The 12,180-nt window shown below is 40.5% G+C and carries 12 protein-coding genes and 1 riboswitch; of the genes, 5 read left to right on the top strand and 7 right to left on the bottom strand.

The genetic code is table 11. The features are described from left to right. Window positions 1-143: 143 nt before the first annotated feature. Window positions 144-617 carry a 23S rRNA (pseudouridine(1915)-N(3))-methyltransferase RlmH gene (rlmH, locus tag FN809_RS13620; protein WP_142534084.1) on the bottom strand — a complete coding sequence of 158 codons (474 nt, stop codon included), beginning with the start codon at window positions 615-617 and terminating at the stop codon, window positions 144-146. Window positions 618-757: 140 nt separating this feature from the next. Here rlmH and FN809_RS13615 point away from each other — a divergent pair, with 140 nt between their 5' ends. From FN809_RS13615 to FN809_RS13595, 5 genes are all read left to right on the top strand, one after another. After that, on the top strand, window positions 758-1,165 hold the full coding sequence (locus tag FN809_RS13615) for a DUF4783 domain-containing protein (RefSeq protein WP_142534083.1): 408 nt from the start codon (window positions 758-760) through the stop codon (window positions 1,163-1,165). Next, on the top strand, window positions 1,158-2,003 hold the full coding sequence (gene nadC, locus FN809_RS13610; protein WP_142534082.1) for a carboxylating nicotinate-nucleotide diphosphorylase: 846 nt from the start codon (window positions 1,158-1,160) through the stop codon (window positions 2,001-2,003). The genes FN809_RS13615 and nadC overlap by 8 nt, the downstream gene beginning before the upstream one ends. Before the next feature lie 48 nt (window positions 2,004-2,051). Continuing rightward, window positions 2,052-2,423 carry a hypothetical protein gene (locus FN809_RS13605; RefSeq protein WP_142534081.1) on the top strand — a complete coding sequence of 124 codons (372 nt, stop codon included), beginning with the start codon at window positions 2,052-2,054 and terminating at the stop codon, window positions 2,421-2,423. Window positions 2,424-2,618: 195 nt separating this feature from the next. Next, window positions 2,619-3,314, top strand: a complete 696-nt coding sequence (locus FN809_RS13600; RefSeq protein WP_185957558.1) for an FkbM family methyltransferase — start codon at window positions 2,619-2,621, stop codon at window positions 3,312-3,314. A gap of 55 nt (window positions 3,315-3,369) precedes the next feature. Further along, complete coding sequence (locus FN809_RS13595) at window positions 3,370-4,416, top strand: endonuclease/exonuclease/phosphatase family protein (protein ID WP_221929428.1); 1,047 nt, start codon at window positions 3,370-3,372, stop codon at window positions 4,414-4,416. 467 nt (window positions 4,417-4,883) lie between these two features. On the opposite strand, the gene FN809_RS13590 is transcribed toward FN809_RS13595, so the two are convergent. The 6 genes from FN809_RS13590 to FN809_RS13565 form a co-directional block, all read right to left on the bottom strand. Continuing rightward, window positions 4,884-5,906, bottom strand: coding sequence for an ABC transporter ATP-binding protein (locus tag FN809_RS13590; RefSeq protein WP_142534079.1), 1,023 nt, complete (start codon window positions 5,904-5,906; stop codon window positions 4,884-4,886). A gap of 11 nt (window positions 5,907-5,917) precedes the next feature. Further along, window positions 5,918-6,922, bottom strand: coding sequence for an iron ABC transporter permease (locus tag FN809_RS13585; protein ID WP_246095605.1), 1,005 nt, complete (start codon window positions 6,920-6,922; stop codon window positions 5,918-5,920). Between the two features lie 49 nt (window positions 6,923-6,971). Continuing rightward, window positions 6,972-8,117, bottom strand: a complete 1,146-nt coding sequence (locus FN809_RS13580; protein WP_142534077.1) for an ABC transporter substrate-binding protein — start codon at window positions 8,115-8,117, stop codon at window positions 6,972-6,974. A 24-nt stretch (window positions 8,118-8,141) separates the two neighbouring features. Next, a riboswitch (cobalamin riboswitch) is annotated at window positions 8,142-8,344 on the bottom strand. Window positions 8,345-8,392: 48 nt separating this feature from the next. Next, entirely contained in the window at window positions 8,393-9,280 is an 888-nt protein-coding gene (locus FN809_RS13575) for a glycine betaine ABC transporter substrate-binding protein (protein WP_142534076.1), read from the bottom strand. Between the two features lie 24 nt (window positions 9,281-9,304). Continuing rightward, window positions 9,305-10,225 carry a universal stress protein gene (locus FN809_RS13570; protein ID WP_142534075.1) on the bottom strand — a complete coding sequence of 307 codons (921 nt, stop codon included), beginning with the start codon at window positions 10,223-10,225 and terminating at the stop codon, window positions 9,305-9,307. A 53-nt stretch (window positions 10,226-10,278) separates the two neighbouring features. Next, the gene (locus tag FN809_RS13565; protein WP_142534074.1) at window positions 10,279-11,910 is read right to left on the bottom strand and encodes a BCCT family transporter; all 1,632 of its coding nucleotides are present in this window, start codon (window positions 11,908-11,910) and stop codon (window positions 10,279-10,281) included. Window positions 11,911-12,180: the final 270 nt, after the last annotated feature.

Here is a 12,180-nt window from a genome sequence, read left to right as displayed (position 1 = left end):
CTTCATGCTTTTCCTTCCACGCTTTAAGCTCCGTGCTGTATACTCTTTACCTTCCGGTCTGCTGTTTACTCTCCTCTTTATACGCTACACTCTGCGTTCCGCACTGCACGTGCTTTTGCCTGAAGAACTACGTCCCCAGCTATTTAGTCGTGGTGATAGGGCTGATTCTTTAAAATGGTCATGGCTCTGTATAATTGCTCGGCAAATATTAAGCGTACCATTTGATGCGAAAAGGTCATCTTTGACAAAGATATCTTTACCCTTGCCCTTTGGTAAACATCCTTGGAGAAACCATAAGGGCCACCAACCACAAATACCAAACGTTTTGTTCCGTGTAACAATTTTTGCTCCATAAAACCGGCAAATCCTCGTGACGAAAAAACTTTTCCTCCCTCATCTAATAAAACAAGTTCGTCGTTGGGCTGAATTTGCGCCAAAATAAGTTCACCTTCTTTATTTTTTTGCTGATCTTCAGATAAGTTTTTTGTGTTCTTAATATCGGGTATCACCGTCATTTTAAACGATATATAATGCTTGATGCGATTGTAATATTTAACAATTCCTGTATTTAGGTAGGCCTCGTCTGTTTTGCCTATTACAACTAATATTATTTTCATGCGTATAAAGATATGTTTTAGTCCGAACAATTCATACATTGCTTATGATGTGAGTTGTAAAAATAAAAAAACAAAAACAAGCGCATTAGCTGGTTTAGTATTTGTAATACTTTATTTTTGTTGAACCAAAAGTTAAACAAATGGAAATAAAAAGATGTACAACAATTAAGGGGATACTGGTAGTTACCTTACTTTTTACCCTTTTGGCAAGTGCAAGTGCACAGTTTCCGGAGGCCATTGTTAAGGCAACAAAAAATGCAAATGCCGAAGCCTTATCCGAGTATTTCAATAATAAAATTGAATTGGTACTCCCTCAAAAATCCGGTGTGTTTAGCGATGCGCAGGCCAAATTGGTGCTTAACGAATTTTTTAAAAACAATCCGGTTGTTAATTTTAGTATCATCCATCAGGGGGTACGCGAAAATTCCTCTTTTGCCATCGGAAAGTATCAAACATCATCCATGGCCTATCGTTTTTACTTTTTAACCAAAAAAACCGATAATAAAACCTATATCCATCAATTAAGAATAGAAGAACAAAATGATTAACGAACAAGTACTTAACCGTGTTATTGATAATGCCATTACCGAAGACGTAGGCGATGGCGACCATTCGTCGCAGGCCTGTATTCCGCATGATGCGGTGGGCAAAGTACAGTTACTGGTAAAAGAAGCAGGAATAATAGCGGGCGTGGAAATTGCGAAAAAAATTTTTGAAAAGTTTGATCCACAAATACAAATGGAAGTGTTTATTACCGATGGAACCAAAGTTTCGCCCGGGGAAGTGGCTTTTGTTGTGGAGGGTAAGGTACAGGACCTGTTAAAGGCAGAACGTTTGGTTTTAAATATTATGCAGCGTATGAGTGGAATAGCTACTCAAACCAATGCCTATGTTAAAAAATTAGAGGGGCTGCCTACTCGTGTTTTAGATACGCGTAAAACTACACCCGGCCTAAGGGAAATTGAAAAGCTGGCCGTAAAAATGGGGGGTGGCGTTAATCATAGGATGGGCCTTTATGATATGGTTATGCTAAAGGATAACCACATTGATTTTGCAGGTGGTATTGGTAAAGCGGTGACGCTGGTGCATCAATATCTGAAAGAAAAAAATAAAAAGCTAAAAATTGAAATTGAGGTACGTAATTTTATGGAATTGGAAGAAGTATTAAAAGTGGGAGGGATAAACAGAATAATGCTCGACAACTTTAGCCCTGCCGACACACGCAAAGCTGTAGAACTTATCCAGGGCCGTTTTGAAACGGAATCGTCCGGAGGCATCACTTTGGATACGCTTAGAGACTATGCCGAATGTGGTGTGGATTATATTTCGGTAGGGGCTTTAACACATCAAATTAAAAGTCTGGATTTAAGTTTGAAAGCGATGTGAGATTAATAAAAATGTGATAACTAAGGTGCTGACTAAAACTAAAAGGCTATGAAAAATGGAGTAATTCAACTAATTGATTTAGAGTTTGAGTATAAAATATGGAAAAAACGCTTGGATCTTTTTTCGAGTGAGGTGGAGCTTATCGTTTCCCGAAATACGCACTTGCCGGAAGATAAAAAACATAAATCCCTGAATGCAGTTGAATTGCTGGCGCTGGAAGTACATAAGGAGGCACTCGAGAAACTTAAGGGCCGCATCAAAACCAAGGAGCAAGAACTGAAATTTTATAACAAGGATTTTCCTATTACCGAAGTACACGATTTTTTCCTGGAGCATTTGGAACTGCGCAGCAAAAATGAAAAAATGCTGCAATTACATTTAGATCGGATTAGTGATATTGTAACAGCAATTGGCGTATAGGTGATGCTTTGTGTAAAAGTGTAGCTGGCTTTTTTTACCTGCAAAATGGGGTTGCTCCCAAATAAATCAAATTTTTTACCACCGACATTTTTTTCAGTATGCAATCCGTGTGCCCGTAATGGCTGCTTACCGCGAATTTTATGTATGTTTTTGCAAGCATCCAATTAAAAAACAAATACCATAATGATGCATGGCGTGAAAGTAAAACTCAAAAAATTATTTCTTAAAGCAACAGGAAAAGTAAAACATTTTAAAATAACTAAAAGGTGTAAGCATCTATGGTACGGCGGTAAATATGCGGGTTTTTATGTTTGTCCGGATTTATTGGACGAAAAATCGATTGTTTATTCTTTTGGGATAGGTGAAGATGTGTCCTTTGATAATACAGTTATTAAAAAACATGCTTGTCATGTTTTTGGTTTTGATCCAACTCCAAAATCAATAGATTGGATATATAGCCAAAAAACCAATAAAAAATTTCATTTTTATAAGTTTGGGATTAGTGATAAAAGTGGATTTGTTGATTTTTTTCTACCAAAAAATCCTGAATATGTTTCAGGTAGTTTACTTGACACAACAAATGTAGATACAAACAGGAAAGTCCGTGTTGTAATGAAATCATTAGAAGATATTATGAATGAATTAAATCATAAACACATTGACGTGTTGAAGATGGATATTGAAGGCGCGGAGTATGATGTGATTGATAATATTTTAAGATCAAAGGTTTCAATTACGCAGATTTTAATTGAATTTCATGATAGATTTTTTGAAAATGGAGCATTAAGAACCAAACAAGCCATTCAGAAACTAAATAGTCATGGTTATGCAATATTTGCAGTTTCTGATTCATTTGAAGAAATATCGTTTATCAGGAAAAACGCCATTTAAAATTATTAAAAATAAGGTAAATTGCTCCCTGTTTTTAAATTTCAATGATAAAAATATGAAGCAGGTACTTATAGTTGTAGTTGTTAGCCTTTGTTTTATTGGATGCAAATGTTCATCGGCCAGGCAGGGGCAATTTCAGGGTTCTCATGTAATAGCTTTTTATAATCTCGAGAATTTATTCGATACCATTAACGATCCGGGCATCCGCGATGGTGAGTTTACGCCTGCGGGCTCTAAAGAGTGGAGTAGCGAGCGGTACGACAGTAAGCTAATTAATATGGCCAAAGTGATGGCAGATATTGGTTCCGATCAGGGTTTTGAAGGCCCCAGCATTATAGGTTTATGTGAAATGGAAAACCGTAACGTACTGGAGGATTTAATTAAAACTAAAGGGCTTGCACATAAGAATTACAATGTGGTGCATATGGATTCTCCCGACAAACGGGGGATTGATGTGGCGCTCCTGTATAATCCCGATGTTTTTGAAGTAAAAAGTACCCACACCTATCCACTGAAAATTTATAATGAGGAAACAGGGAATCGAATTTTTACCAGAGATCAATTGCTGGTTTCTGGACGGCTTCAAGGCGATAAAATTCATATAATTGTTAATCATTGGCCCAGCAGATACGGGGGAAGGAAGTCCAGTATACCTTTCCGTAAGGAAGCAGCCCTGTTAAATCGCCATATTATCGATTCGCTTTTAAGTGAAAATAAGCACGCAAAAATAATTACCATGGGCGATTTGAACGATGATCCAACGGATGAGTCAATTGCCGGGTATTTAAGGGCACATGCAAAACGGGATCAACTTAAAAAAGGTGATCTGTACAACCCTTTGGCAGTCAATTTTAGTAAGGGAAAAGGAACTTTGTTTTACAGAGGTAAATGGAATTTGTTTGACCAAATAGTAATATCGCAAGGGTGGTTAAGGGGTAAAAAAGGATTTGGCTACGATTCGGCTTATATCTACAAAAAGCCCTATCTGATTCAGCAAGAGGGTAATTACAAAGGTTACTTATTGCGCACCTACGGAGGTAAGGATTACTTAAACGGTTACAGCGACCATTTGCCGGTATATATGGTCGTGTCGGCAAATTAAGGGGGTGTTATTGTTTAAAAGACTATCGTAGGAGCATTTTAGTTGAGTTTTTTGGGATTGTAATTTTATACAAAAAAAGCAATATACAGCGAAAGAAAATATGGTTTGTAGGCTGTATCCCGCTGCGGATTCGCCATCTTGGAAAAGGCGGGGTGGATGCAATGGCGGCACCCTATAAGTCCATTGTATGGGCTTCAAGTGTCGGACAATGATTCAGCGATAGCGTGAAGTGCGAAATTGTCTATGAAGTGGCCGTGAACGTTTTGTGCTGATGAAAGTTCATAATTCGCTTTGTCAATATCCATCACTTCCGTTTTTTCTCAGGAAAAAAGAGTAGAAGCGCCGTATCCTGTAATATTGTTTTAAGTTGAGAGCTATGCAGTTTCTAATAAAATTAAAAAGATAATTTAAAGCGGGATACTATTTGCTTACTAAGCATAGTACTGTATGCCTATCATGCGGTTTTTTTAGGGTTTCGCAGCTACAGCACGCACTACACCTTCCATCAATTCTTCTATGGTATTACAACGCAATACTAATTTATTGCTATGATATAGGGCAAATTGTGAAGGGACATTGTGGTAAATTTGTACGGTATATTTGCTGCCTTCATCAACTGTTGCAAAACCGATGCGATGCAATGCCCGAGCCACCCAATTACAAGCATTCCCTTCGCCTTTGAGGTTTATTTTATGCTGTATTTGTTTGTGGTATTTAAAAGTACCGGTATAGTTATCGAATTGGATACCCTCCCTCTCGAAGAAGTGTTTAAATTGGTTGTTGAGTACTAAATCTTCCGGAATACCTTCTTGCAAAGTCTTTCCCTGAGCCATCAGCCATATTTTATCTGCTGTTTGCAAGGCCATCTCCAAATCGTGCGTAGATAAGAGTATTCCCCTGTTTTTTTCTTTAGACAAACGACGGAGCAGTTGCATGATTTCAATTTTTGCGGGAAGATCCAAAAAGGCAGCAGGCTCATCCAGGATAATAAAGGGTGTTTCCTGAACCAGCGCTTTGGCTATCATGGCTTTTTGGCGTTCACCATCGCTCATTTTGTCGATAGATTTTTGAGTGTATCCTTTCAATCCTACCTCTTCAATGGCATGGTAAACCAATTGGATGTCGCGGGGCAATAACTTTCCAAAAAAACCGGTATACGGTGTGCGACCCAATGCAACCAATTCAAATACGCTGAGGTTTTGCACATCTAATCTGTCGGTGAGTACCACGCTTATCTTTTTGGCCCGTTGTGCTTCCGGGATGCGCTCAATTTTTTCGTTGCCGTACCATACTTGACCGCTCATTGGTTTAATAAATCCGCAAAGCGTTTTTATGAGGGTGGACTTGCCGGCACCGTTTGGCCCCAACAAACAAGTAAACTGCCCGGGCTTAACGCTTACATTTATGTTTTCGTGCAGCGGCAGGGCCTGCTTGTCGTACCCTATGGTGAGTTGGTCGGTTCTTAAAAATAATTTTTTTGTCTGCTGCATCTTTCCGTTTGTTATTGCGTTAAACTGCGCCTTTTTAATATTACGTATATTACTATAGGCGCGCCAATTAACGAAGTTACCGCATTGATAGGCAGGGTGCCATCAAAACCAGGCAGACGTGCAATTAAATGGCAAAGCAAGGCCAGCGCTCCTCCAAACAATATAACGGCCGGTATTAATACAGAATGATCGGCAGTTTTAAATATTCCTTTTGAAAGATGCGGAACGGCAAGCCCCAGGAAGGCGATAGGTCCGCAAAATGCCGTAATACTAGCTGTAAGTAAGCCCGTTACCAACAATATGCTGAACCTGGATCGTTTGATATTTAAGCCTAAGTTGGCCGCGTAATTTTCGCCGAGCAAAAGTATGTTCAAGGGTTTTATTAAAAAAAAGGAACCGAGCAAACCGGTTAACACCAAGGGGATAAAAATAGCATGTTTATCCCACGAAAGGTTATTGAACGATCCTAAGCCCCAAAGGACAAAGGACTGCACATCTTCCTTTGAGCTGATAAACTGTAACAGACCAACAATGGCACTGGATGCGTAGCCTACCATAATACCCACGATTAGGAGCATCGCATTATTTTTAAGTTTTTGTGCCAAAAAAAGAATCACCAGTAGAACCCAAAACGCCCCAATAAAAGCAGCTGCGGTAATGGTGAGCGATCCGTACCAACCGAGGCCAGACAGGGATATGCCCTGTAAGGCACCCAACAGCAGCACCACAATGGCCACGCCCAATCCGGCACCCGAACTGATGCCCAGTATGGAGGGGCCCGCCAGTGGATTCCGAAATAAGGTTTGCATTTGCAAACCGCCGGCTGCCAGACCTGCACCGGCCAGTACAGCTGTGATAGATTGAGGAAGACGGGATTTGAGGAGTATGTTCTGATATATCTCGTTATCAATTTGCCTACTCACCATCCATTTTAGCACTACCGTAAACGGTATGTTAACCGATCCCAACGAAATATTGAGCACAAACAACGATACCAACAATGCAAGTAAAGCCATGTAAGCATAGTTTTTTCTGCCTTTCGCTAATTCTCCCTGCATAATTATTTTACTCTTTGCTTAATTTTTGATAGTAAACAGGAGCGGAGCCTGTTTTAATTTCAGGATGAAAAAGTTGTACCAAATCCGACAGTACAACATCAGGTTCCAGCAATCCTTTCTCAAACAGCATGGAGTGGTGTGTATTGGAATATACAACTTTGCGATTTTTAAAGGCATCAAAATCGGCATATCGGGGGTCTTCATCGTTTAAGGCCGAATAACTATATGCCTCGGCCCGGTTTACCATCATCATCCAGTACTCGCAATGGGCGGCTGCCTGATATACTGTTTCAAAATCGTAGCTCAAAGATCCGGTTCCGGGTCTGTCGTTAAAAATATAGCGCACGCCGGCATCTTTTAAAAAGTTGGCATTGAAACTTTGTGCGGCGGGTGTGTACCACACACCTTGATATATTTGACCACTCATTACACATGGTTTGTTGTTGGCATGAGCCGCCAATTGTTTTACCTTATTGTATCGATTGGCAACCTCATTTACCGTGGCAATGGCTTCACCTTCCTTGTTAAAGAAGGCGGCTACAAAAACCAGCCATTCCATCCTGCCCAAAGGCGTGTTTTCGAGATAGCTGCTATTGGTGGTCATTTTAATGCCTGCACTGCGCAGGGGAGCGTAGAAATCCTCTTTAAAGGGAGATATCATCATCATATCAGGATTGAGGGCCAACAGAATTTCTATGTCGGGGGCAAAGGCGGTGCCTACGTCTCTGACTTTACCTGTGGCCAAGCCCGCTTGAACCTTTTTGTTAGAAACATATTGTGGCTCGGCCATGCCTACCAATTGGTCCAACACGTTTAATTGATGCGCGTAGCTGATTTGTGTGGAGGCGACCGATACCCATCTTTTTACAGGTATTTTTATGGCCGATGGATTGTTTTTGAGGAATGTGGCATCACCTGAAAGTAAGGTAACCAGTGGGGGGGCAGCCGAGTCCCAGGGGTGGATAACTTCTATGCGTTTGTGATCGGAGTAATACTTTATCCTGAATCGATTGGCATAAGCCGGTGTGTACAACGAAGATGGTTTGTCGTAAACTTGCGTTGTTTTTGAATTGTTCTGATTAGGTTGGCAGGCCGTTAAAGCCAACATCACGAGTAGGGCAAATGCCAGTATACTTTTGTTTGTTAATCCCATTACTTTATTCTCCCGAAAGTTAAATGAATAATTATCCTTGTGGCAGGTTTTCCGACTTTCTTTCCCGAGCATCTTCCCATCGGTTCTTCAACTGACAGTGATTTTTTTGCTCACCCTTTTTATGGGGTAGAATACGGCTGCGGGTACAGTTCCTGATTCTCGTTTTTGCCGATTACAGGATTCCCTTTTACGTTGCAATATGCAACACCAACAATTTGCGCAAAATTACATTAATTATTTGATATTAATGGAGGGTGTGGGTTTTTGTTCTTTATCTACATTATTTTTTCACGTTCGGGCTTTAATCCTTTAATCCATTGGTTAACCACATACTCGTTTTTTTTAATCCACTCGCGAACCCCGATTTCGGGATCTTCGTACTGCTTTACAAAGTACATTAAGCTATTGAATTGTTGTTCAGATAGTTGCATTCGTTCAAAAAATCGGTATGCCCGGGGTCTGAGTTCCGCAAAGGCCTTGGTACCCATCGCCACTATATTTTCTTTTTCTCCAAAAACATTGTTTGGATCATCCAGAAACCTAACATCGAAACGTGCGAATAACCAATGTGGTTCCCAACCGGTTATTACAATTTCGTTGCGTCGACTATAAGCATCCGTAAATTTAACAAGCATTTTACCTTCGGCCATTTCAAGTAGTTTAGTATTCTTAAGACCATAGGTTTCAATGCTTGATTTGGCGTGCATCATCACCCCGGCCTCCGCTTCAATTCCTATTATTTCGGAGCTTGATGCTGTTGCTAAATCCCCGATTGACTGATACTTACTATAAGCGGGTACGATTAGTCCTGTACGGGCACCGGGATAAATAATGCCAATTTGATCGAAAGCTCCCGATGGGTATTTTTCAATATATGTGCGATGCGTTTCAGGGAGCCACCCATCGGCAAACACATGTGCTTGGCCATTGGCCAGGTCTTCGTACACATCATGCACATTGGCAAGTTTTATGGTCACATCGTATTCAAGCTTTTCCTGAAGCAAAACTTTGGCTAAATGGGTTATTGCAACCGATTCTGACCATTCGGTATAAACCATCTTGACTGCATTTCCCTCATCCTCTTTAGTGTTTGTAAAGTCACAAGCACCCAATGCTCCAACGCTTATGCACATTAACAATATGTAATTCCTAATTTGCTTCATATCATGTAGTTTTATTATTCGCTTTTACTTAAATAATGCTTCCATAAAACCCAGTGTCTGTTTCCTGTCTTTTACGATGAGTACATTGATGTTTTTTTCGGAATCGGCAAGATCTTCGGATGTGCGATCAAGAATAATGTTGGCTAATTCGGATTTTATTTTCGACCCGATTAAAATCAAGTCAATGTTATTGACCAGGCCGTGGTGATACAACAAATGTGCTTCGTTATATTTTCTATCATAGACATAGGTACATGGAATATCGTCTGTGCTGAGTTTTAGCTTCTTCATAAATCTCCCATATTCCTTGATGCCATGTTTGGTCATTTTTTCTTTCAGGCGTTTTTCATCCTCGGCAGAGTATTGTGGGAAATGACTGATGGGGATTTTATAAGCGTGGAATGAAGAAACATTAGCACCAGTCTGGGCTGCCAGCATAGTGGCTGTTTCCATTGCAATTTCTGACATTTTGGAGAAGTCGTTCCGAACCAAAAGATTATCGAGCTTGGGTTCCGATGCGGTATTAACCAGTAAAACCGATGAGGGCGTTAAGGGGGCCACTCTGCGCGGCAGCGAACCGGCTCCGGAGTAGCCTACTTTTTTGCCAAAAATGGTCAGGTTTATTTTTTTGTCGCGCGTGAACTGCAGCAGGGTATCGGATTTTATTCCTTCTTCGACATGAACAAAAACTTCCAAACCGTTCACCGGTTCAAATTCACGTTCAATTTTCCCCTCTAAATCTTCGCGAATTATTTCGGCCAGTGATTTTTCCATTTCAGGCATATCATCGAGGATATCATCGGGTAAATCATAGGTCTGCAACAAATGCAGGAAATATATTTTTTTGGGTGATATCTTACTCACTAAAAAATTGGCATATTTTATAAGAAAATGATTCATTTCGGTCAAATCCAAACAAACCAACAAGTTATCAAATTTATCCATGGCATTGTGGTTTTAAGTATCTTATCAATTAGGGTTTACAAAAATGTATCTGTTTATTTGTTTGATTTTTCTTTCCTTTTCAGAATGTCGCTAATAATTCTGTTGTAATCATCCCGTTCGCTCTTTTTTGTGCGTTCCATCATACCTGCATGTTCCGAGCGGAGCCCTTTCAATAAACTCCAAATCATGATAAGTAAAATAATGGCAAAAGGCAAGCCGGTTGTTATGGAAGCAGTTTGCAGTGCCTGCAGTCCGCCCCCCAGGAGCAATACTGCAGCAACGGCACCTTCGGTTAAAGCCCAGAATATGCGTTGGGCTACCGGTGCGTCCAATTTTCCTCCGGCGGTTAAGCTATCCACCACCAGGGAGCCGGAGTCGGAGCTTGTAACAAAGAAGCTGGCCACCAATATCAATCCCACCATAGATGTTACCATCGAAAACGGGAACTCTTCGAGTAATGCATACAACGAGGTGGCCACATTTTCTTTTACGGCAGAGGCAATATCGGCAATACCATTTATCTCCAGGTAAATTGCGCTGCCACCAAAAGCCGAAAGCCATAGGAAGGTAATTAGCGAAGGTACAATTAATACGCCCAGTACAAACTCTTTGAGGGTACGCCCGCGCGATATACGGGCAATAAACATCCCCACAAAGGGCGACCAGCTAACCCACCAGGCCCAATAAAAAACGGTCCAGCTACTTTGCCAGTCCGATTGACGGTAGGTTTCTGTCCAAAAACTCATTTGAAAAAAGTTTTGAACATAAGCTCCGGTGTTTTGCACAAATGAATCGACAATAAATACGGTTGGTCCTACTACAATGATAAAAACAAGAAAAATGGCGGCAATAACTATGTTTATTTCGCTAAGGCGCTTAACCCCGGCAGATAATCCGGCAACAACGGATGCTGTAGCGGCCAATGTAATTATTACAATAATTATTACCTGCACATTGTCCGTATCGGGTACGCCGAACAGATGGGTGAGTCCTGCACTTACCTGTTTAACACCCATCCCAAGAGAAGTGGCTATTCCGAACAGGGTAGCTACCACGGCCAGCACATTAATCGCTTTTCCGATTGGCCCGTGAATCCTGCGCCCTATCAAGGGGTAAAAAACGGAACTGATGGTAAGTGGCAGTCCACGGTTAAAAGTGAAAAATGCGAGTGACATACCTACCAGGGCGTACACCCCCCAGGCATGAAGCCCCCAATGCATAAATGTATATTCCATGGCTACGCCGGCCGCTTCAACGGTACCGGATTCTACTGTTGGAGAGTTAAAAAAGTGACTGATTGGTTCACCAACACTCCAAAAAAGAATTCCAATTCCCATTCCGGCACTAAAAAGCATGGCAAACCATGCGCCTTTTGAAAATTCAGGCTTTGCCTTAGCACCTCCCAATCGTATTTTTCCGTACTTACTAAAGGCAATATAAAGTACAAATAACAGGAAGAGATTAATTGACAGAATAAAAAACCAACCGCCAAAGTCTGATATGTTGGTTTGCATTACATTAAATATATTTTCCATCGGCTGGCCCACAATGAGCGTTACTGCAATGAATAGAATTATTACAATAGCCGAAGGCCAAAATACAGGGGTGTCAACGTCAAAATACTTTTTTATTTTTTTCTTCTTTTCTTCAGAATTACTTTCGGATAATCGTTCATTACTCGCCATTTGCTCTCTTTTTCATGAATTGTTTGTAGTGACAATACACAATTTTAAGCAAATGATTTAATTATCCAATAAGTTTTTTGTAATTATTATTGCCATCCGGCAACTAGAAAGGCAGGTAAACAAAGATTATTCGTTGTTGTATATTCAATATGTGGTAAAGATAAGTTTTATGTGAATCAAATTATTAAACGGATAGTTTGATAGCATCTGCATATTAAGTGCTTGTAAAAAAGCTCGCAACTAAACGTTTAGTTGCGAGCTTTTTAGTGC

Source organism: Saccharicrinis carchari (assembly GCF_900182605.1).
Classification (GTDB): Bacteria; Bacteroidota; Bacteroidia; order Bacteroidales; family Marinilabiliaceae; genus Saccharicrinis; species Saccharicrinis carchari.
This window is presented reverse-complemented; position numbering and strand designations above follow the sequence as displayed.

Excerpts from the sequence above, each read along its gene's own strand:
- rlmH (WP_142534084.1), bottom strand. The coding sequence starts at position 617 with ATGAAAATAATATTAGTTGTAATAGGCAAAACAGACGAGGCCTACCTA.
- FN809_RS13615 (WP_142534083.1), top strand. The coding sequence starts at position 758 with ATGGAAATAAAAAGATGTACAACAATTAAGGGGATACTGGTAGTTACC.
- nadC (WP_142534082.1), top strand. The coding sequence starts at position 1,158 with ATGATTAACGAACAAGTACTTAACCGTGTTATTGATAATGCCATTACC.
- FN809_RS13605 (WP_142534081.1), top strand. The coding sequence starts at position 2,052 with ATGAAAAATGGAGTAATTCAACTAATTGATTTAGAGTTTGAGTATAAA.
- FN809_RS13595 (WP_221929428.1), top strand. The coding sequence starts at position 3,370 with ATGAAGCAGGTACTTATAGTTGTAGTTGTTAGCCTTTGTTTTATTGGA.
- FN809_RS13590 (WP_142534079.1), bottom strand. The coding sequence starts at position 5,906 with ATGCAGCAGACAAAAAAATTATTTTTAAGAACCGACCAACTCACCATA.
- FN809_RS13585 (WP_246095605.1), bottom strand. The coding sequence starts at position 6,922 with ATGGCTTTACTTGCATTGTTGGTATCGTTGTTTGTGCTCAATATTTCG.
- FN809_RS13580 (WP_142534077.1), bottom strand. The coding sequence starts at position 8,117 with ATGGGATTAACAAACAAAAGTATACTGGCATTTGCCCTACTCGTGATG.
- FN809_RS13575 (WP_142534076.1), bottom strand. The coding sequence starts at position 9,280 with ATGAAGCAAATTAGGAATTACATATTGTTAATGTGCATAAGCGTTGGA.
- FN809_RS13570 (WP_142534075.1), bottom strand. The coding sequence starts at position 10,225 with ATGGATAAATTTGATAACTTGTTGGTTTGTTTGGATTTGACCGAAATG.
- FN809_RS13565 (WP_142534074.1), bottom strand. The coding sequence starts at position 11,910 with ATGGCGAGTAATGAACGATTATCCGAAAGTAATTCTGAAGAAAAGAAG.